Origin of the sequence: Agrobacterium sp. InxBP2 (assembly GCF_026191755.1) — a bacterium.
Classification (GTDB): domain Bacteria; phylum Pseudomonadota; class Alphaproteobacteria; order Rhizobiales; family Rhizobiaceae; genus Agrobacterium; species Agrobacterium pusense.
The window spans coordinates 125,455-146,609 of the sequence record NZ_JAINDY010000017.1; the positions used below are offsets into that span (position 1 = coordinate 125,455).

General features: G+C 60.4%; 18 protein-coding genes and 1 pseudogene. 13 read left to right on the top strand and 6 right to left on the bottom strand.

Features of this window, described 5'->3' with window-relative positions:
* Positions 1-109 precede the first annotated feature (109 nt).
* The gene (gene cysQ / locus K7A42_RS01500; protein ID WP_282454690.1) at positions 110-898 is read right to left on the bottom strand and encodes a 3'(2'),5'-bisphosphate nucleotidase CysQ; all 789 of its coding nucleotides are present in this window, start codon (positions 896-898) and stop codon (positions 110-112) included.
* A gap of 335 nt (positions 899-1,233) precedes the next feature.
* On the opposite strand from cysQ, the gene K7A42_RS01505 reads away from it, so the two are divergent.
* The 7 genes from K7A42_RS01505 (at position 1,234) to K7A42_RS01535 (ending at position 7,758) form a co-directional block, all read left to right on the top strand.
* A complete protein-coding gene (locus tag K7A42_RS01505; protein WP_004443357.1) occupies positions 1,234-2,136 on the top strand; it encodes a branched-chain amino acid ABC transporter permease in 903 nt (300 codons plus the stop codon).
* Positions 2,137-2,185: 49 nt separating this feature from the next.
* Positions 2,186-3,538, top strand: coding sequence for a high-affinity branched-chain amino acid ABC transporter permease LivM (gene livM / locus K7A42_RS01510; protein WP_373887383.1), 1,353 nt, complete (start codon positions 2,186-2,188; stop codon positions 3,536-3,538).
* A complete protein-coding gene (locus K7A42_RS01515; protein ID WP_034498713.1) occupies positions 3,538-4,416 on the top strand; it encodes an ABC transporter ATP-binding protein in 879 nt (292 codons plus the stop codon). The genes livM and K7A42_RS01515 overlap by 1 nt, the downstream gene beginning before the upstream one ends.
* Positions 4,416-5,144: an ABC transporter ATP-binding protein gene (locus K7A42_RS01520; protein ID WP_004443349.1), complete on the top strand. Its 729-nt coding sequence runs from the start codon at positions 4,416-4,418 to the stop codon at positions 5,142-5,144. The genes K7A42_RS01515 and K7A42_RS01520 overlap by 1 nt, the downstream gene beginning before the upstream one ends.
* 180 nt (positions 5,145-5,324) lie before the next feature.
* Positions 5,325-5,678 carry a DUF6867 family protein gene (locus K7A42_RS01525; protein WP_004443347.1) on the top strand — a complete coding sequence of 118 codons (354 nt, stop codon included), beginning with the start codon at positions 5,325-5,327 and terminating at the stop codon, positions 5,676-5,678.
* A gap of 119 nt (positions 5,679-5,797) precedes the next feature.
* Positions 5,798-6,916 carry a branched-chain amino acid ABC transporter substrate-binding protein gene (locus K7A42_RS01530; RefSeq protein ID WP_077987269.1) on the top strand — a complete coding sequence of 373 codons (1,119 nt, stop codon included), beginning with the start codon at positions 5,798-5,800 and terminating at the stop codon, positions 6,914-6,916.
* Between the two features lie 125 nt (positions 6,917-7,041).
* On the top strand, positions 7,042-7,758 hold the full coding sequence (locus tag K7A42_RS01535) for a polysaccharide deacetylase family protein (protein WP_282454691.1): 717 nt from the start codon (positions 7,042-7,044) through the stop codon (positions 7,756-7,758).
* Here the strand turns inward: K7A42_RS01535 and K7A42_RS01540 are convergent.
* The 5 genes from K7A42_RS01540 to K7A42_RS01560 form a co-directional block, all read right to left on the bottom strand.
* On the bottom strand, positions 7,707-8,294 hold the full coding sequence (locus K7A42_RS01540; RefSeq protein ID WP_282454692.1) for an AAA family ATPase: 588 nt from the start codon (positions 8,292-8,294) through the stop codon (positions 7,707-7,709). The genes K7A42_RS01535 and K7A42_RS01540 overlap by 52 nt on opposite strands.
* A gap of 276 nt (positions 8,295-8,570) precedes the next feature.
* A complete protein-coding gene (locus tag K7A42_RS01545) occupies positions 8,571-9,497 on the bottom strand; it encodes a response regulator (RefSeq protein WP_004443339.1) in 927 nt (308 codons plus the stop codon).
* Positions 9,494-12,889 (bottom strand): ATP-binding protein, encoded by a 3,396-nt coding sequence (locus K7A42_RS01550; RefSeq protein ID WP_282454693.1) that lies wholly within the window; start codon positions 12,887-12,889, stop codon positions 9,494-9,496. Before K7A42_RS01550 ends, K7A42_RS01545 begins: the two co-directional genes overlap by 4 nt.
* 31 nt (positions 12,890-12,920) lie before the next feature.
* Positions 12,921-13,691, bottom strand: a complete 771-nt coding sequence (locus K7A42_RS01555) for an SDR family oxidoreductase (protein ID WP_072494778.1) — start codon at positions 13,689-13,691, stop codon at positions 12,921-12,923.
* Between the two features lie 223 nt (positions 13,692-13,914).
* Entirely contained in the window at positions 13,915-14,949 is a 1,035-nt protein-coding gene (locus K7A42_RS01560; protein WP_006700347.1) for a glutamine synthetase beta-grasp domain-containing protein, read from the bottom strand.
* Positions 14,950-15,430: 481 nt separating this feature from the next.
* On the opposite strand from K7A42_RS01560, the gene K7A42_RS01565 reads away from it, so the two are divergent.
* From K7A42_RS01565 to K7A42_RS01590, 6 genes and pseudogenes are all read left to right on the top strand, one after another.
* Positions 15,431-15,637 carry a DUF2735 domain-containing protein gene (locus K7A42_RS01565; RefSeq protein WP_006700348.1) on the top strand — a complete coding sequence of 69 codons (207 nt, stop codon included), beginning with the start codon at positions 15,431-15,433 and terminating at the stop codon, positions 15,635-15,637.
* 234 nt (positions 15,638-15,871) lie between these two features.
* Positions 15,872-17,161 carry an urea ABC transporter substrate-binding protein gene (urtA, locus tag K7A42_RS01570; RefSeq protein WP_004443324.1) on the top strand — a complete coding sequence of 430 codons (1,290 nt, stop codon included), beginning with the start codon at positions 15,872-15,874 and terminating at the stop codon, positions 17,159-17,161.
* 282 nt (positions 17,162-17,443) lie between these two features.
* On the top strand, positions 17,444-19,057 hold the full coding sequence (gene urtB / locus K7A42_RS01575) for an urea ABC transporter permease subunit UrtB (protein WP_282454694.1): 1,614 nt from the start codon (positions 17,444-17,446) through the stop codon (positions 19,055-19,057).
* Positions 19,054-20,217 carry an urea ABC transporter permease subunit UrtC gene (gene urtC / locus K7A42_RS01580; RefSeq protein WP_006699546.1) on the top strand — a complete coding sequence of 388 codons (1,164 nt, stop codon included), beginning with the start codon at positions 19,054-19,056 and terminating at the stop codon, positions 20,215-20,217. The genes urtB and urtC overlap by 4 nt, the downstream gene beginning before the upstream one ends.
* A gap of 4 nt (positions 20,218-20,221) precedes the next feature.
* Positions 20,222-20,983: an urea ABC transporter ATP-binding protein UrtD gene (urtD, locus tag K7A42_RS01585; RefSeq protein ID WP_077987273.1), complete on the top strand. Its 762-nt coding sequence runs from the start codon at positions 20,222-20,224 to the stop codon at positions 20,981-20,983.
* Positions 20,980-21,155: pseudogene (locus K7A42_RS01590) on the top strand (propionyl-coenzyme A carboxylase alpha polypeptide); the annotation flags it as partial. The gene urtD and the pseudogene K7A42_RS01590, both read left to right, overlap by 4 nt.

The window sequence follows — 21,155 nt, forward strand, 5'->3', positions numbered from 1 at the left end:
CCCCCCTTGAGGGGGAGATGCCCGGCAGGGCAGAGGGGGGTAAAGCCGCACACACCGAAGCTCACCAATGCCGCCCGTCGCAAGAGCCGCAGCAAACGCCGAGCGCCCGTTACCCCGCGTGTTCCACCGCCATCGCCCCTTCGGCAATGAAATCCGGATTGGCCAGCGCATCCTCGCCATCGCCCTTCACCGCATAGGTTAGTGGAAGGCCCGAGCAGTCCAGCGTCCGGCCGCCGGCGGCGCGCAGCACGGCGTCGCCCGCCGCCGTGTCCCACATCATGGTGCGGCTGAAGCGCGGGTAGATATCGGCGGCACCCTCCGCCAGCATGCAGAATTTCAGCGACGAGCCGACAGAAATACAGTCCTTCAGTCCATGTTCGGCCACGAAGGCTTCCGTTCGTGCGGTGCAGTGCGAGCGGCTGATCAGCGCCACGGGGGAAGTGCCGCGCTGGCGGGCCCGGATGGGGTGGCGCGACAGGATGACGCCTTCGGCCGATATGGCGAGTTTTTCGGCGGCGTTGCCCTCGCCGGTCCACGCCTGTCCGCGACAGGGGGCGTAAACCACACCGGCCACCGGAGCGCCGTTACGGATGAGCGCGATGTTGACGGTGAAATCATCCTTGCCGGAAATGAACTCCTTGGTTCCATCCAGCGGATCGACGAGAAAGAATTCCGCTCCGGTTTCCGGCAGGATGCCACTCGACACGGCCTCTTCGGCAACCACCGGTATATCGGAAAAATGGGCGGCCAGGGCCGCAAGAATGATCGCTTCGGCACGCTGATCGGCTTCCGTCACCGGCGAGCAGTCATCCTTGTACGACACATGCGGGCCGGCACGGTGGACCGCCATGATGGCCTGCCCGGCGTCCAGCGCCGCTTTCGTCAATATGTCGATCATCTCTTTGCCAATTGAATCCCGTCTGCGGGATATCGCCGTTCCGATCTTCGCTACTCCTTTGCCCACTGCCCGTCAAATAATGGCGTTGGACAATGCTAAAATAAGCATTCGACCGTCATTTTTTCAGCACTTCCTGCCAAAATCATGGCTCTTTTGATCGGGAAAGCGGCAGCTAGTGTGGAAATTCCAAATTTTGTGCAGGATCGCCCGTTTTTGACTTCACATTTTTAACGAACACGATATGCATTTTGAGGGTGGGGGTCTGCCTGCAAGCGCGCCCCTATAATTAACATAACGAGGCGTGGCCCATTTGAGGTCGTGCCCGGGGGAAAGACATGGAGTATTTTATCCAGCAGCTCATAAACGGGCTGACTCTTGGATCGATCTACGGCCTCATCGCTATCGGCTATACGATGGTTTACGGCATCATCGGCATGATCAACTTCGCCCATGGCGATATTTTCATGCTCGGCGGCTTCGCCGCGCTGATCGTTTTCCTGATCGTGACATCCTTTGTCGCCGGCATTCCGGTGGCGCTTCTTCTGCTTCTGATGATGGTCGTCGCCATGCTGATGACCGGCCTGTGGAACTGGGTGATCGAACGCGTCGCCTACCGCCCGCTCAGAGGCTCCTTCCGTCTTGCGCCGCTGATCACTGCCATCGGCATGTCGATCGCGCTGTCCAATTTCATCCAGGTCACGCAGGGTCCACGCAACAAGCCGATCCCGTCGCTGGTGACCGAAAGCTATCATTTCGGCGCCATCACCGTGTCGCTGAAGCAGCTGATCATCATGGTCGTCACCTCGGTGCTGCTCTTCGCCTTCTGGTATATCGTCAACAAGACCCCGCTCGGCCGGGCGCAGCGCGCCACCGAACAGGATCGCAAGATGGCGGCGCTGCTCGGCGTTGATGTCGACAAGACCATCTCCATCACCTTCATCATGGGTGCAGCACTCGCCGCGGTCGCCGGCACCATGTATCTGATGTATTATGGTGTTGCCTCTTTCAGCGACGGCTTCATTCCCGGCGTCAAGGCATTTACCGCAGCCGTTCTGGGCGGCATCGGCTCGCTGCCGGGCGCTGTTCTCGGCGGCCTCCTGATCGGCCTGATCGAATCGCTGTGGTCGGCCTATTTCTCCATCGCCTACAAGGATGTCGCGGCTTTCGGCATCCTGGCTTTCGTGCTGATCTTCAAGCCGACCGGCATCCTCGGTCGCCCGGAAGTCGAGAAGGTGTGATCCCATGGCCAATATCGCTTCCGAAAACACCTCTTCCGGCCCCAGCCTGATGGCGACAGCCGTGAAGGAGGGCCTGATTGCGGGCGTCATCTCGTTCGGCATGTTCATTCTTTATGTCGGCATCGTCACCTATCAGGACATCAACAACCAGCTGATCTGGGGCACGCGCTGGGGCCTTCTGGCGATCTTCGTCGCCGTTGCCGCCATCGGCCGCTTCCTTATGGTCGGCTTTATCAAGCCGTCGCTGGATCGTCGCAAGCTGGCCAAGGCCAAGAGCGGCGTTCTGGAGATTTCCGAGGAAAAGGGCTTTTTCCACAAGCACTTTCTGAAGCTGGCGCTGGTTCTGCTGCTGCTTTATCCCGTTATCGCGGTGCAGCTCTTCGGTTTCCAGGGCTCGCTGAAATTCGTCGACAATTTCGGCATCCAGATCCTGATCTATGTGATGCTGGCCTGGGGTCTGAACATCGTCGTCGGCCTTGCCGGCCTGCTCGATCTCGGTTACGTCGCCTTTTATGCGGTGGGCGCCTATTCTTATGCGCTGCTCTCCAGCCAGTTCGGCCTGTCGTTTTGGGTGCTGCTGCCGGTTGCCGGCATTCTGGCAGGCTTCTGGGGCATCATCCTCGGCTTTCCGGTGCTGCGCCTGCGCGGCGACTATCTGGCAATCGTCACGCTCGCCTTCGGTGAAATCATCCGTCTCGTGCTGCTCAACTGGACGGATGTGACCAAGGGCACTTTCGGTATTTCCGGCATCGCCAAGGCGTCGATCTTCGGCATCTGGTCGTTCGATGTCGGCGCGCCGAACAATTTCGCCAAGGCGTTCGGCCTGTCGATGTCCTCGGCCTATTACAAGATCTTCCTGTTCTACGTGATCCTGCTGCTGTGCATGCTGACGGCCTATGTCACCATCCGCCTGCGCCGCATGCCCATCGGCCGGGCGTGGGAAGCGCTGCGTGAGGACGAGATCGCCTGCCGTTCGCTCGGCATCGATACGGTCATCACCAAGCTCACCGCTTTTGCCACGGGCGCAATGTTCGGCGGTTTTGCCGGTTCCTTCTTCGCCGCCCGTCAGGGGTTCGTTTCGCCGGAAAGCTTCGTGTTCCTCGAATCCGCCGTCATTCTCGCCATCGTCGTTCTCGGCGGCATGGGCTCGCTGACCGGCATTGCCATTGCGGCGCTCGTCATGGTCGGCGGCACCGAGCTTCTGCGCGAAATGGAGTTCCTGAAGCATGTCTTCGGGCCCGATTTCACGCCGGAACTCTATCGTATGCTGCTGTTCGGGCTTGCCATGGTCATCGTCATGCTGTTCAAGCCGCGCGGTTTCGTCGGCTCGCGTGAACCCACGGCTTTCCTTAAAGAACGCAAGGCCGTCTCCGGCAGCTTTACCAAGGAAGGTCACGGTTGATGGCTTCCGGAACAACAACAATGACACCCAATACCACTGGCGACACGATCCTCAAGGTCGAACATCTCTCGATGCGCTTTGGCGGCCTTATGGCCATCAACGACTTCTCCTTCGAGGCGAAGCGCGGCGAGATCACGGCCTTGATCGGCCCGAACGGTGCGGGCAAGACCACGGTCTTCAACTGCATCACCGGCTTCTACAAGCCCACCATGGGCATGATCACCATGCGCCAGCAGGATGGCGAGACGCATCTACTCGAGCGCCTGCCGGATTTCGAAATCACCAAGAAGGCAAAGGTGGCGCGCACCTTCCAGAACATCCGCCTGTTTTCGGGCCTGACCGTTCTGGAAAACCTGCTGGTGGCGCAGCACAATGCGCTGATGAAGGCCTCGGGTTACACGATCCTCGGTCTTCTCGGCCTGCCCGCATACCGGCGGGCGGTGGATGCCTCTATAGAAAAAGCCAAATACTGGCTGGAAAAGGCCGATCTGATCGATCGCGCCGACGATCCGGCGGGCGATCTGCCCTATGGCGCGCAGCGCCGCCTGGAAATCGCCCGCGCCATGTGCACCGGGCCGGAACTGCTGTGCCTCGATGAGCCGGCCGCCGGTCTCAATCCGAAGGAATCCCTGGCGCTCAACACGCTGCTGCGCGGCATCCGCGACGAGGGTACGTCGCTGCTCCTCATCGAGCACGACATGTCCGTGGTGATGCAGATTTCCGACCACGTGGTGGTTCTGGAATACGGTCAGAAGATTTCCGACGGCACGCCGGACCATGTGAAGAACGACCCGAAGGTCATCGCCGCCTATCTGGGTGTCGAGGATGATGAAGTGGAAGACGTGATTGCGGAAGAACTCGACGGAGGAGCGGCCTGATGTCCGGTGAACCGCTTCTGAAAGTCCAGGGTGTCGAAACCTATTATGGCAATATCCGGGCTCTGGCCGGTGTCGATGTCGAAGTCAAGAGGGGCGAAATCGTCAGCCTGATCGGCGCCAATGGCGCTGGCAAGTCGACGCTGATGATGACCATCTGCGGCAGCCCGCAGGCGCGCGCCGGCCAGGTGATCTTCGATGGCGAGGACATTACCCAGCTGCCGACCCATCTGATCGCCCGCAAGCGCATCGCCCAATCGCCCGAAGGCCGCCGGATTTTCCCGCGCATGACAGTGCTGGAAAACCTGCAGATGGGCGCCAATCTCGATAACCTGAAATATTTCAAGGAAGACGTCGAGAAGATCTTCGTGATGTTTCCGCGCCTGAAGGAGCGTCAGAGCCAGCGCGGCGGCACGCTTTCCGGCGGCGAGCAGCAGATGCTCTCCATCGGCCGCGCGCTGATGGCACGTCCGAAGCTCCTGCTGCTGGACGAGCCTTCGCTGGGTCTCGCTCCGCTGATCGTCAAGGGCATTTTCGAGGCGATCAAGAAACTCAATCAGGAAGAGGGTCTGACCGTCTTCCTCGTGGAGCAGAACGCCTTCGCCGCGCTCAAGCTTTCCGACCGCGCTTATGTGATGGTCAACGGCAAGGTGACGATGAGCGGTTCGGGCAAGGAACTGCTCGCCGATCCGCAGGTACGCGCCGCCTATCTCGAAGGCGGACGGCACTGAAAGATTTTACTTGCGCCGGAAATTTTGCGGCGCAAGACTGCAAACGGCGGTCCGTCATCCTTTCGGCCAAACCTTAAGGATCCATGGCGGGGCGTAAACAATAAAATGCCCGGCGGCAAACGACGGGACGACAGACAAGGCAGGGCCTGGGTATTCAGCCCGGCACTGATGGGGAAAGAGATGCAGGGCCTTTTTTTCGAGACGGATAACGGCGTGCGGTATGTTCTGCGCGCGTTGGTTGTTCTTCTGGGTTTCTGGACGGCTTGGCGCACCGGCAAATCCGTTGCCGACGGCTGGGGTGGTTATACGCGGGTGGTGATCTACACGCTCGCGCTGGGCGTGGTGATGCGGTTTTTGCATCACGCGCTGTTCGATGGGCCATTCATCAACGGCTTCTACTACGTGTTTGACGTCGTTCTTCTTCTGGTTTTTTCCAGCATCGGTTTCCGCATGCGCCGGACGAGCCAGATGGTCAATAATTACTATTGGCTCTACGACCGCACGTCGGCATTTTCCTATAAAAAGAAAAATTGACAGCCGGTATTTTCCGGGGTCACTAATACTCGGCAGAGTGGAACGTTTCCTGTTCGGTTAAGGTGGGTACTGAACAGGTCCTCGCAAACAACCCATCCAAAGGAACTGGGAGTAAAGTAATGAAGAAGTCTCTTCTTTCCGCTGTCGCGCTGACCGCCATGGTCGCGTTTGGCGGTTCGGCCTGGGCCGATGTCGTGATCGCCGTCGGCGCACCGCTGACTGGCCCGAACGCTGCTTTCGGCGCTCAGATCCAGAAGGGTGCCGAACAGGCTGCGAAAGACATCAATGCCGCCGGCGGCATTAATGGCGAGCAGATCAAGATCGTGCTGGGCGACGACGTATCCGACCCCAAGCAGGGTATTTCGGTCGCCAATAAATTCGTCGCTGACGGCGTGAAATTCGTTGTCGGTCACTTCAACTCCGGCGTTTCCATTCCGGCGTCCGAAGTTTACGCCGAAAACGGCATTCTCGAAATCACGCCTGCCGCGACCAACCCCGTGTTCACCGAGCGCGGTCTGTGGAACACGTTCCGCACCTGCGGCCGTGACGACCAGCAGGGCGGCATCGCCGGCAAGTATCTTGCCGATCATTTCAAGGACGCCAAGATCGCCATCATTCACGACAAGACGCCTTACGGTCAGGGCCTTGCCGATGAAACCAAGAAGGCAGCCAATGCCGCCGGCGTGAAGGAAGCCATGTACGAAGGCGTGAATGTCGGCGACAAGGACTTCTCGGCGCTGATCTCCAAGATGAAGGAAGCCGGCGTTTCCATCATCTACTGGGGCGGCCTGCACACCGAAGCCGGCCTCATCATCCGCCAGGCGGCTGACCAGGGCCTGAAGGCCAAGCTCGTCTCGGGCGACGGTATCGTATCGAACGAACTGGCTTCCATCGCCGGCGACGCCGTCGAAGGCACGCTCAACACCTTCGGTCCTGATCCGACACTGCGCCCTGAAAACAAGGAACTGGTAGAGAAGTTCAAGGCCGCCGGTTTCAACCCGGAAGCCTATACGCTCTACTCCTATGCAGCCCTGCAGGCGATTGCCGGCGCTGCCAAGGCAGCCGGTTCCGTGGAGCCTGAAAGGGTTGCCGAAGCGCTGAAGAAGGGTAGCTTCCCGACGGCGCTCGGCGAGATCTCCTTCGATGAGAAGGGTGACCCGAAGCTTCCTGGCTATGTCATGTACGAGTGGAAGAAGGGTCCGGACGGCAAGTTCACCTACATCCAGCAGGGCAGCTAAGCCTTTTGCGACACCCTATCGAAGCCCGGCATCGCTGCCGGGCTTTTCTTTTGCGCGACAGGCGCCACACTGGAGACAATAAGGCGAGAGACAAAACCTCCCGAAAACTGCAATGAGGGGTGGCAATGGCGATGAAACGGATGGTGTCTCTAATCCTTGGTCTTGCCATGCTGGCGGTGGTGCTCGGTGGCGTTCATCTCTTCAGCAAATCCCGGACGACGCAATTGTTCGGGGAGATCATTCCGAGGGTCGAGACGCCGAAGCCGGTGGTGGCCCTGACGTTTGACGACGGGCCCTCGGTGCGTTTCACGCCTGAGGTCCTGGCGATCCTGAGGGAACGCGGGATCAAAGCGACCTTTTTCCTGACGGGCAAGGAAACTGAAGAAAACCTGCCGCAGGCCCGCATGATCGTCAGCGATGGCCATCAGGTTGGAAACCACAGCTATACGCATTCCAACATGGCCTTGATGGGACTGGGCAGGGTCGGGGACGAGATCGAGCGCACCGATGCGGCCATTCGGACTGCGGGTCATAAAGGCGAGATCATGTTCCGCCCGCCCTATGGCAAGAAGCTGCTCGGCTTGCCATGGTATCTATACCGGCATGACCGGAAAACAATCATGTGGGATGTTGAGCCGGAATCCTATCCAGATATCGCCGAGGATGCAGCGGCTCTTGCGAAGCACGTTATCGAGCACACGAAAAACGGCTCGATCATCATCATGCATGTCATGTATCGCAGCCGCGAGACTTCACGGCAGGCCTTGCCGCTGATCATCGATGGACTGCGTCAGCGCGGGTTCGAGTTTGTGACCGTGTCGCAGCTGCTGGAAAATCGCTGAGACAGCTGCGCTCCATCCAGCCGCTCCAAAATGACCTCAGCACGCTCTTCGACACCTGATTTCGGAAGGACGACGGTCTCATAGTCAAGAGCTTGATAATCCCTGACGAGGCGGTCGTATTCTGCCACGGCCGCGGCAAAATCATGCCGCCGCTCCGCGTCTGCCCGATAGATTTCCGGCCAGGGCGGGGTAAGGAAGACCAGCCTGTTATAGCGATGTTCGCGGTGCAACGTTTCGATGACGGGGTCGCCGCTGACCTCGCGTAGAGCCGAGGCGGCGTCGATCAGGCCGCGATCGAAGAAGACGGTGCCGTGCTCTGGCGCATGCTGACGGTCTTCAAGCGCCACAGAAATGGCGCGGCGCGCAAAGGCTTCGAGGTCTATCCACGGCAGAGCGTTGCCGCCATCGCGGATTTCTTCGATGACGATGCGGCGGCCGGGTTCCTCCACGGTGGCGAAACCGCGCCGGGCGAGCTCGGCGAGAAGCGTGGATTTTCCGCCGCCGGAGCAACCGGAGAGGACGATGAAACGGTTCATGGGTGTGCGTTCCTGTATTGGGGTTCAGGGCAGGGGGTGATGATTTTCTGGGAGGTGGTTGCCGCGCGTTTCTTCTCCCCGCCGGGGAGAAGGTGGCCGGAACGGCCGGATGAGGGGGCAAGCTCTCGGTCTTATCGCTACCCTCGCCCCCTCATCCCGCTGCCGCGGACTTCTCCCCGGCGGGGAGAAGAAACAAGAGGAGGGCGCTCGGCTAATCAGCGAGGGCTCGTCGCTCGGGCCTAAACAATATTAGCTTACCACATCACGCGCCGCTATTCACCCCTGATGCAGAATATGCGCCGCCTTGACCGCGGCAGAGGCGCGGTTCTCCACGCCGAGCTTCACATAGATCTGTTCGAGATGCTTGTTCACCGTCCGGGCCGACAGGCCGAGAATATCGCCGATATCGCGGTTGGACTTGCCCTTGGCGATCCACAAAAGCACTTCCGACTCCCGCGTCGTCAGCGCGAAATGCTCTTTCAGAAGGTGGTCATCCGACTTTTCGTTGGCGGCGGTCAGGCGAAACAGATGCTCATCCGGGCCCATCGCGCCGAGGAAGGAGAGCTGCAAGGCCGGGCGTCCGGCCTGGGTGATCGTCAGCGGTGCATCGCGACCGGTTTCGGAGGCCGCCCTTTCGCCGAGCCAGCGGCCGATATGGCTGACGACGATTTCCATGCCGTCATCCCGGCCGGTCGCAGCATTGACGAGCCGCGTTGCCTGCGGCGTAGACCAGTGGATGGCTCCATTGGCGCGCACGGCAAGCAGGTGTCGGCCGGCGGCGTCAAGCGCCACGCGCGCGCTTTGCGCGGAACGGGCATTGGAAAGATGCACGCGGATGCGGGCGCGCAGCTCATCGATATTGATCGGCTTGGTCAGATAATCGACGCCGCCGGAGTCCAGCGCCCGCACCACATGTTCGGTCTCGGTCAGTCCCGTCATGAAAATGACGGGCACCTGCGCGACGGCGGCATTGGCTTTGAGGCGGCGGCAGGTCTCGAAACCGTCCATCGTGGGCATGACGGCGTCGAGCAGGATGATATCGGGCGTAATGCGTTCGGCAATGTTGAGCGCGGCCTGTCCCGATGTAGCGATGAGGGCGGAAAAGCCGGACTGTTCGAGCGCGTCGGTCAGGAATCCCAGCGCTTCCGGGCTGTCATCCACCAGCAATACGATGTCTCTCGGGGCCGCCGCCTGAGCGCTCATGCCTTGAGGTCTCCCCTGTCACTGTCTTCGAACCGCTTGAGAAAATGCGCGTAACCGGCCAGATCGAAAGCCTGCACATAGGCGCCGAGCTCCTGCGTGAAGGGCAGGTTTTCCGTGTTGCGGGCAAGATCGGCGAGTTTCGCTTCGATGCCGCGTATGTAGCCTATTTCGCCCAGCCGCTGCAAATCCTGGATGTGAATGGCTCCCGGATGGACGATCTCGGCAGGCGGCTGCGGCTCCGGTGCGGGGGGCAGATCGGTATCGTAAATCCATTTCAGCCCGAGATGCACGGCGAGCCTGTCGCAGAGGTGGCGGATATCGACCGGCTTGGCGATGGCGTCGTTGTGATTGTCATCGCCGGCGCCCGCGACAGTGCCGTCCCCTATATTGGCTGAGAGCATGATGAGCGGGGCCGTCTGACCCGCCTCGCGCAGTTTCGTCACCAGCTGCCAGCCGGTCATGCCGGGCATGGAAATATCGATGAGGAAAAGATCGGGCTTCACCCCTTCGATGAGGGTAAGACATTCGGGGCCGGATTGCGCGGTCAGCACCACGAAATCGAGCGGCGACAGCACCTGCCGCATCAGCTCGCGGTGATCCTCGTTGTCATCGACCACAACGATGGTGCGGCGTGGACCGGAATAGGAGCGGATGGTCTTTTCCGGCGCTGGCGCCGTGTTTGGCCGGTGGACGGCGGATAGCATGAGGCGCACGCGAAAGGTGGAGCCTTTGTCCTTTTCGCTGGAGACGGAAATTTCGCCGCCGAGCGTATTTGTCAGAAGCCTTGTGATGGTGAGGCCGAGGCCGAGGCCTGGCATCGGGCGCACGCTTTCGGCCTCGCCACGCTGGAAGGGTTCGTAGATGCGGGCGAGGTCTTTTTCGGCAATGCCGCGGCCGGTATCGGACACGGTGAAGCTCGCCACCTGGCTGCGATAACCGACATCGAAGGTGACGGCGCCATGATCGGTGAACTTGATGGCGTTTGAAAGCAGGTTGACGAGGATCTGGCGCAGCCGCTTTTCATCGGTTCGCACATATTGCGGCAGAGCGGGCGAGCGGTCGTGGCGGAATTCCAGCCCCTTGGCCTGCGCCTGCGGGCGGAACATATCGACGATCTGATCGAGGAAATCCTGAATGTTGATCTCGTTGGAATAGACCTGCAGGCGGCCCGCCTCGATCTTGGAAATATCCAGCAGTCCGTCGATCAGGCCCGAGAGGTGGTCTGCCGAGCGGCGGATGACCTTGATCGCCGATTGCCGGGGAGGGGGAATGGTCTCGTCGCGCTCGAGGATCTGGGCATAGCCGAGAACGGCATTCAGCGGCGTGCGCAGCTCGTGGCTGAGGCCGACGACATAACGGCTCTTGGCGCGGTTGGCGGCCTCAGCCGTTTCCTTGGCATCCTGAAGGGCCGCATCTGTCTTCTTGTGGGCGGCGATTTCCTTCAAGAGCAGCGTGTTCTGACGGGAGGATTCCTCTTCCGCCACCACCCGGCTGTCATGGGCAAGGACGAGGAACCAGCAGACGATGCCGGCAATGACGGCGAAGACGAAAAACACGATGAGGATGGTGCGGTTCACCACATCTGCCGTTTCCGGCGAGGCCGTGCCGACCTGATGCGCGATCATGGCCAGAATGCCACCGATTGTGGTGACGGCAATCGCCGCCGCCATGCCGTAGCGCCCGAGGCGGGTGGCGAGTTTTGCCACAAGCTGTCTCGGCAGGAAGGTCTTGGCGACGGTGGCGACCTGATAGTTCAGCTTCGCCTTCGGCTTGCACATGTCGTGGCAGCGGCTGTCCAGCGAGCAGCAGAGCGAACAGATCGGCGCGGCATAGGCCGGGCACCAGGCCATGTCCTCAGGCTCGAAAGGATGCTCGCAGATGGAGCAGGTGATGCTGCTTTCTTCGCGCCACTGCTGGCGCGGCTTGCGGGCAAGGTAGAATTTGCCTTTGGTGCCCCAGGCAATCAGCGGCGAGGCGATGAAGGCGACGATGAGTGTGAGATAGGGCGCGAGCGAGGCGGCGAGCGGGCCGAAGGTGCCGAAATGCGCCATCAGCGCAATGGTGGCGGAAAGCGCCATGGAGCCGACGCCGACCGGGTTGATATCGTAGAGATGGGCGCGCTTGAACTCTATGCCCGGCGGGGCAAGGCCAAGCGGCTTGTTGATGAAGAGATCGGCCGAGATGGTGCAGAGCCACGCCATGGCGATGATGGAGAAGATGCCGAGCGTTTCCTCAAGCAGCCGGTAGATGCCGAGTTCCATCAAGAGCAGCGCAATGGCCACATTGAACACCAGCCAGACGACGCGGCCGGGGTGGCTGTGGGTGAGGCGGGAGAAAAAATTCGACCAAGCGAGCGACCCCGCATAGGCGTTCATGACGTTGATCTTCAGCTGCGAGACGACCACGAAGGCGACCATCAGCAGCATTGCCGCCGTCTGGTTTGGGATCATGTAACCGAAGGCGGTGAGATACATTTGCGCCGGATCGGCGGCGCGATCGACCGAAACGCCGGAGCTGAAGGTCAGCACGACAAGGAACGAGCCGGCCAAGAGCTTCGGTACGCCGACAACAACCCAGCCCGCACCGGCCAGAAAGACGGCGAGGCGGTGGCGCAGGCGGCTTTGGCCTTCGGCGGGGAGGAAGCGGAGGAAGTCCACCTGTTCGCCGATCTGCGACATCAAAGCCAGAATGACGGCGGAGGCTGCGCCGAATTCCACGAGATTGAAATCCGCGATGGTGCCCGGCGGGCCGGAGGCGTGGTGAATGCCGGCAAAGGCGCGCCAGAGATCGTATTTCTCCCAGTCCATCAAGGCGATGAAGATGAAGGGCAGGATGTTGAGGACGATCCAGAAGGGCTGGGTGACGATCTGGAAACGGCTGATAAGCCGCACGCCATGGGTGACGAGCGGAATGACCATGACGGCGGAGATGATGTAGCCGATCCAGAGCGGAATGCCGAGCGCCAGTTCCAGCGCGCCGGACATGATCGACGCCTCGATGGCAAAGAGCATGAAGGTGAAGGCGGCGTAAATCAGCGAGGTAATGGTGGAGCCGATGTAACCGAAGCTTGCGCCGCGTGTCAGCAGATCGATATCGACGCCGTGGCGGATGGCATAACGGCTTATCGGCAGGCCGACGGCCAGCATGGCGACGGCGGCGACAAGGATGGCGTAAAAAGCGTTGGTGGTGCCGTAGGAAAGCGTGATTGCCCCGCCGATGGCTTCCAGCGCCAGAAAGGAAATCGCGCCGATGGCGGTGTGGGAAATGCGGTTGGAGGAAAATTGCCGGGCGCTCTTGGCGGTAAAACGCAACGCATAATCTTCCAGCGTCTGGTTGGCGACCCAGCGGTTATATTCGCGCCTGACGGGGATGATGCGTTGCCGTGCCGCCATGCCTATTGAGCGCCTTTCCGCCCGCGGCCTTTCACAGGCGCACCGACATGCCGCCATCCACCGTCAGCACATGGCCGTTGACGAAGGAGGCCGCGTCGCTGGCCAGAAACAGGGCCGCACCGGCAATCTCGTCCGGTCTGCCCCAGCGCTCCAGCGGTACACGAAGCTTGGCAAAGGCCACCATCTCAGGATTTTCGGCAAGGGCGGCGTTGGTTTCGGTGGCGAACATGCCCGGCGCAATGGCGTTGCTGGTGATGCCGCGCGCGCCATATTCCACGGCAATCGCCCGCATCAGGCCCGTCAGCCCCTGTTTGGCGACGGGATAGATCGCATCGCCCGGCCGCACGATGTGGCCAAGAATGGAGGTGATGGTGATGATGCGGCCATAGGTCTTTGCCGCCATGGCTTCCGCCGCATCGCGCGACAGGGAAATGGAGGAGGTGAGGTCTGTGCGGATCAATTCCAGCACGTCCTCGTCGCTGAACTCGGACAGCGGGCGGCGGTCGCGCGCGCCGACATTGTTGACGAGAATATCGAGGTGGCCCAGTTCGCTCATGATGCGGTGGACCAGCGCCGCCCCGGCTCTGGTATCGGCAATATCGAAGGCGGCATAATCCGCCTTTCCGCCCGCTTCGCGCAACGTGTCGACCGCCTGTTGCAACGTCTCGGCATTGCGGCCGGTCAGCCAGACATGGGCGCCAGCTTCGGCAAAGGCTTTGGCGATTTCAAAACCGAGGCCGCGGCCGCTGCCGGTGATGATGGCGGTACGGTTCTTGAGGGAAAATTTGTCGAGAATGCCCATCGTTCACCTTTCTGCTCGAAAGCACATGGCCTGCTTTGAGGCACCGGGGCGAACCCTGTCCGGGTCAAGGAAGCGGCGATGCCATCGCTCAAAACCACGCAGATGCCTGCGCCGGGATGACTATGCCGCATGTGGCGACGGGCGAAAGGCCACCTGTCCGCCTGGCCGTTCGGTGGACAGAAAAATGGCGTCGCCCGGTTCGGGCGACGCCATCAGTTCGATATCAGGCAGCAGCCGACTTTGCGAGCGGCACTTCCGCGATCGTCTTCAGGACGACGGAAGCGATCTGGTAAGGGCAGCCCTGCGAATTCGGACGACGGTCTTCAAGGTAACCCTTGTAACCGTTGTTGACGAAAGAGTGCGGAACGCGGATCGACGCGCCACGGTCTGCCACGCCGTAGGAGAACTTGTTCCACGGAGCGGTTTCGTGCTTGCCGGTCAGGCGCAGATGGTTGTCCGGACCGTATACGTCGATGTGCTCTTTCCAGTTCTTGGCAAAAGCGGCCATGAGGGCTTCGAAATATTCCTTGCCGCCAACTTCACGCATGTACTTGGTGGAGAAGTTGCAGTGCATGCCCGAACCGTTCCAGTCGGTGTCGCCGAGCGGCTTGCAATGGAATTCGACGTCGATGCCGTACTGTTCGCAAAGACGCAGCAGCAGGTAACGAGCGATCCAGATCTGGTCGGCGGCGCGCTTGGAGCCCTTGCCGAAAATCTGGAATTCCCACTGGCCCTTGGCCACTTCGGCGTTGATGCCTTCGTGGTTGATGCCGGCTTCGAGGCAGAGATCAAGGTGCTCTTCAACGATTTCGCGGGCAACCGAACCGACGTTCTTGAAGCCGACGCCGGTGTAATAAGGACCCTGCGGAGCCGGGTAACCCTGTTCCGGGAAGCCGAGCGGGCGGCCGTCCTGGTAGAAGAAGTATTCCTGCTCGAAGCCGAACCATGCATCTTCGTCGTCGAGGATGGTTGCGCGGCTGTTCGACGGATGCGGGGTGACGCCATCGGGCATCATGACTTCGCACATGACGAGCGCACCGTTGGAGCGGGCCGGATCCGGGTAGATCGCGACGGGCTTCAGCACGCAATCGGAGGAGTGGCCTTCGGCCTGCTGCGTGGAGGAGCCATCAAAGCCCCAAAGCGGCAGCTGCTCGAGTGTCGGAAATTCATCGAATTCCTTGATCTGGGTCTTGCCGCGCAGGTTGGGGACCGGCTTGTATCCGTCCAGCCAGATGTACTCGAGTTTGAACTTAGTCATTACGAACCTCTCATAGGTAACAATGCGAAGCCTTGAGGCCTCCCGCGGCTTTCACCACCGGAAGCGCATTCGCGTTCAAGGGCTGACCCCTTAGATGCATGCCGCGTGCCAGATTCGCGATATCCGGCGATTTTTTCGAAAAATCTTTCAGGGTCCGTTGGCGCAGGGCCTCTGGATTTCCTGCAAAGGGGCCTCTGTTGCGACGCAACAGGGTAAATCACCCCTCAAGTTTCATCATTGAATCCTGATAGATAGCTGGCGCGCGACAGTCCCATGCGATGCTGCGATGCGGGAAATTCAATTGCGCGCGAGGGATTGGCATTTGCCCTAAAAACCAGCGCTTTCGGAATGGTTTTTCTTGTCGAAACCACTGTCTATGCCTATATTTTCCGCAACGTGATTTTTTTTTAATCAAAGGGAGCGAATCCGGCTTTCACGGGTTTGATTCCATGACCAAGTGCTTCGATGCAAACAGAGTGAGATGACCGAAATGGCGACTGGCTTTCATCGTGAGACGGCAACGATCTACCAATTCCCTGTTGGCGGGCGCGCTGGCGTCTCCAAGTTCCGCACCAATGGCTTGAGCGACCTCGAACGCGAGGCGAGAGAGCCGCATGTGGATTTCGGCTCCTGGTATCATGACGAGGCGATCCGGGACGAAGAGAGCGACCGCAAGCCGCATTCTTGATGTGAAACGTTGCCGCGCCTTTCTTCTCCCCGGCGGGGAGAAGAAACAAGCCGAGACCTCTCGGTCTACATAGGCCGCTCTGTCCGGTAGTTCCGTCCCCTGCACCTTTCGCCACCCCGCCTACGTCAATTGACGTATACGGTTTCGCGCTTACGAGATCGATAGTCCCTCCAGCAGCGGCCGAAGATGCCGCTGAGCCTCCACGAGAGGCCAACAAGGAGAGGGGTCCTTCCGATGATGTTCCGCAAGACGCTCAGTGCCGCGCTGCTTGGCGCAATCCTGTCCACCACCGCCTTCCACGGCGCCTTCGCTGCCGATGACACGATTAAGGTCGGCGTGCTGCATTCTCTTTCCGGTACGATGGCCATTTCAGAAACCACGCTGAAAGACGCCATGCTGATGCTCATCGATGAGCAGAACAAAAAGGGTGGCGTTCTCGGCAAGAAGCTCGAAGCCGTCGTGGTCGATCCGGCCTCCGACTGGCCGCTTTTCGCCGAAAAGGCCCGCCAGCTGATTTCGCAGGACAAAGTCGCTGCCGTTTTCGGCTGCTGGACGTCCTCCTCGCGTAAATCCGTTCTGCCTGTTTTCGAAGAGCTGAACTCGATCCTGTTCTACCCGGTTCAGTATGAGGGTGAAGAATCCTCGCGCAACATCTTCTACACGGGTGCCGCCCCCAACCAGCAGGCCATTCCGGCAGTCGATTACCTCGCCAATACCGAAGGCGTCGAGCGCTGGGTTCTGGCCGGCACGGACTATGTCTATCCGCAGACCACCAACAAGATCCTGAAGGCCTACCTGATGTCGAAGGGCGTCAAGGAAGAGGACATCATGATCAACTACACGCCGTTCGGTCATTCCGACTGGCAGACGATCGTGTCCGACATCAAGAAATTCGGCTCGGCCGGCAAGAAGACCGCCGTTGTTTCCACGATCAATGGTGACGCCAACGTGCCCTTCTACAAGGAACTGGCCAACCAGGGCATCAAGGCCGAAGACATTCCGGTCGTCGCCTTCTCGGTGGGTGAAGAAGAGCTTGCCGGTCTCGATACCGCGCCGCTGGTCGGCCACCTTGCCGCCTGGAACTACTTCCAGTCCGTCGATGCGCCAGTCAATGCCGAGTTCATCAAGACCTGGCATGCTTTCACGAAAAACGACAAGCGCGTGACCAACGACCCGATGGAAGCCGCCTATATCGGTTTCAACGCCTGGGTTAAGGCCGTGGAATCCGCCGGCACGACCGATACGGACAAGGTTCTCGACTCGATCATCGGCGTTTCCGTGCCGAACCTCTCTGGCGGTTACTCCACCGTCATGCCGAACCACCACATCACCAAGCCGGTGCTGATCGGTGAAATCCAGGCCGACGGCCAGTTCGAAATCGTGCAGCAGACACCGCAGGTGGTGGGTGACGAATGGTCGGATTATCTGCCGGACTCGAAGGATCTGATCTCGGATTGGAGGAAGCCGATGTCTTGCGGCAACTTCAACGTGGCGACCGGCAAGTGTGGCGGCAAGGGTAGCTGATAGGGAAACGATCGCCGCCTCTCTTTGGAGGGGCGGACTGTTTACAAACTGAGCCAGAATTACCCCCCTCTGTCCTGCCGGACATCTCCCCCTCAAGGGGGGAGATCGGCAAGAGGCTCTCCCGCCATTTCATCCTCGAACGTCGAGATGGCCGGGACCTCGCCACGGGTCGATCTCCCCCCTTGAGGGGGAGATGCCCGGCAGGGCAGAGGGGGGTAAGCCGCATATTCAGGTCGTGCCACACGCAACCGCAGAGTCGCAAACCGCTCCAAGGAACCCGACATGACGATCCGATCTTTTCTCGGAGCCATCTTCCTCTGGCTCACCATGGGGATCGCTGCCCAGTCCCTCGCGCAGAGCGACCCAAAGGCGCTGATCGACCAGCTCGGCACGGCTGATTTCAAGCAGGCCGAAGTGCTGATCGGGCAGATTGCTGCCACCGGAGATGCGCGCGTTGTGCCGGCGCTGGAGGCTTTTGCGGCGGGTGATCTTTATGTGCGCAAGTCAGACAATCTCGTCTTCATGACCAAACCTGCCGGTTCCGATTTCACACTGATCGACCCGCTGACGAGTGAAAGCGCCGGCTCGGCGCCGAAGGCGACCGTTACCAAGATCAGGGTGAACAATAATCTTCGCCGCGTCATCCGCGCCGCGATGGGCGGGCTGACGTTGCTCAGCCCGGAAAAATCCGTGCGGCTTGCAGCGGCTGACGCCGTCCTGAAAGCGCCGAGCGCTGAAAATCTTGAACTGCTGGAAGCCGCCATCGCCAAAGAAACCGACGGTGAGGTGCGGACCCGGATGGAGGAGGCGCGGGCTGTCTCGCTGCTCTCCTCCGACCGCCCCCTTGAGGTCAAGAAAGAAGCAATCGCCACCATCAAGAAGCTTGGCGGGCGCGATGCGATCAGCATTCTGATGGCTGCGACGCCTTCGGTTGATCCGAGCCTGAAGCCGGATGTGGACGAGGCGATTTCCAGCATCGAGAGTTCCCTTGCCTTCTGGGATTACGCGCAGAATGTCTGGTACGGCCTGTCGCTCGGCTCTGTGCTGCTGCTCGCCGCCATCGGCCTTGCCATCACCTTTGGCGTCATGGGCATCATCAACATGGCGCACGGTGAAATGGTGATGATCGGCGCCTATTCCACCTTCATGGTGCAGGAGTTGATCCGCAGCCATTTCCCCGGCCTGTTCGACTGGTCACTGGCGATTGCCTTGCCGGCCGCCTTTCTGGTCACGGCCTGCGTCGGCCTCGTCATGGAACGCGGTGTCATCCGCTATCTCTATGGACGACCTCTGGAAACGCTGCTCGCCACCTGGGGCATCTCGCTGATCCTGCAACAGGGCGTGCGCTCCATCTTCGGCCCCACCAACCGGGAAGTCGGCAGCCCGAGCTGGATGTCCGGCTCCTTCAGTGTCGGTTACCTCAACTTCACCTGGAACCGGGTCTGGATCGTCTGTTTCTCGCTCTCCGTCTTCTTCGCGTTGCTGGTTCTCCTGAAGCGCTCCGCCTTCGGCCTGCAGATGCGCGCTGTGACCCAGAACCGCCGCATGGCGTCTTCCATGGGCATTCGCACGCCTTGGGTGGATGCCTTCACCTTTGCGCTCGGTTCGGGTGTTGCCGGGCTCGCGGGCGTCGCGCTGTCGCAGATCGATAACGTCTCTCCCAATCTCGGCCAGAGCTACATCATCGACAGTTTCATGGTGGTGGTGTTCGGCGGGGTCGGCAATCTCTGGGGAACGCTGGTCGGCGCCCTGTCGCTCGGCGTGCTCAACAAGTTCCTCGAGCCGACGGTGGGCGCCGTGCTAGGCAAGATCCTCGTGCTCGTTCTCATCATTCTGTTCATCCAGAAGCGGCCGCGCGGTCTCTTCGCACTCAAGGGAAGGGCGATCGAAGCATGATTACCGGCTTCCTCCTGCGCGCGCTCGATCGCCGCATTTCCATCGCCATCGGCATCATCCTTGCCATCGCCGTGCTGGTTCCCGCCTCCAACCTGCTGCTGCCAGCCGACAGCGCGTTCCGCATCCCGACCTATATCATGTCGATGCTCGGCAAATATCTGGCCTATGCGCTGCTGGCGCTCGCGCTTGATCTGGTCTGGGGATATTGCGGCATTCTCTCGCTTGGCCACGCCGCCTTCTTTGCGCTCGGCGGTTATGCCATGGGCATGTATCTGATGCGGCAGATCGGCACGCGCGGGGTTTATGGCCATCCGGTGCTGCCTGATTTCATGGTGTTCCTCAACTGGAAGGAACTGCCGTGGTTCTGGCACGGGTTTGACATGTTCTGGTTTGCGGCGCTGATGGTGCTTGTCGTGCCGGGGCTGCTCGCCTTCGTGTTCGGCTGGTTCGCCTTCCGCTCGCGGGTCAACGGTGTCTATCTCTCGATCATTACGCAGGCCATGACCTATGCGCTGCTGCTTGCCTTCTTCCGCAACGACATGGGTTTCGGCGGCAATAACGGGCTGACCGATTTCAAGGATATTCTTGGGTATTCCGTGCAGGCTGATGGCACCCGCGCCGTGCTGTTTGCCATGACGGCGGTGATGCTGGCGCTCTCGCTTTTGATCGCGTCGGGCATCGTCAATTCCAAGTTCGGCAAGGTGCTGGTGGGTGTGCGGGATGCTGAAAGCCGGGTGCGGTTCCTCGGCTTCCGGGTGGAAAACATCAAGCTCTTTACCTTCGTCGTTTCGGCGATGATGGCGGGCATTGCCGGTGCCTTGTTCGTGCCGCAGGTGGGCATCATCAATCCCGGCGAATTTTCGCCCGCCAACTCCATCGAAGTGGTGGTGTGGACGGCGGTCGGCGGGCGCGGCACGCTGATCGGGCCGATCATCGGGGCGGTGCTGGTCAATGGTGGCAAGAGCTATTTCACCGGTGCGTTCCCGGAGTTCTGGCTGTTCGCGCTCGGCGGTCTCTTCATTGCTGTCACGCTGTTCTTCCCCAAGGGCATCGTCGGTACCGTGCAGCATTATCTGGCCGGACGGCGGGAAAAGCGGGTTGCAAGCGCGGCGCGTGAGGCTGGCAACGACAGCGCGGTTGCGCAACAGGCGGCGGAGTAAGCCCATGAACACGGTTTCCGAAAACAGAACCAAGAGCCTGCTTTATCTCGATGGCGTCTCCGTTTCCTTCGATGGGTTCAGGGCGCTGAATTCCCTCTCCTTCGTGGTGGAGCCGGGCGAACTTCGCGCCATCATCGGTCCGAATGGTGCGGGAAAGACGACGATGATGGACATCATCACCGGTAAGACGCGACCGGACACGGGCACGGTTCTCTTTGAAGACAGCATCGACCTCACCAAAAAAGACGAGGCCGACATCGCCCAGCTTGGCATCGGCCGAAAATTCCAGAAGCCGACGGTGTTTGAAAGCCATACCGTGTGGGACAATCTGGAACTGGCGCTGAACCGCAAGCGCGGCGTGTTCGCAACCCTGTTCTACCGGCTGACGGAGGAAGACAAGGCGCGTATCGAGGAAATCCTCGCCACCGTGCGGCTCGGTCACCGCCGCGGCGATCTCGCCGCCAATCTCTCGCATGGGCAGAAGCAGTGGCTGGAGATTGGCATGCTGCTGGCGCAGGAGCCGAAGCTTCTCTTGGTGGATGAGCCGGTGGCGGGCATGACGGATGCCGAGACGGCCGAAACCGCCGTGCTGCTGAAAGAAATCGCCAAGACGCGTTCGGTGGTGGTTGTTGAGCACGATATGGGCTTCATCCGCGAGCTTGGGGTGAAGGTGACCTGTCTTGCGGAAGGCTCGGTGCTGGCTGAGGGGTCGATCGATTTCGTATCGAGCGATCCGAAGGTGATCGAGAATTATTTGGGGCGGTGATGGTGGTGTTTGCGGCTTTACCCCCCTCTGCCCTGCCGGGCATCTCCCCCTCAAGGGGGGAGATCAGATGCCGCCCTCGCTCGTTCCTTTGCCACGATGCTATGGGGAAGAGTGTTCGCCACTTGCCAATCTCCCCCCTTGAGGGGGAGATGCCCGGCAGGGCAGAGGGGGG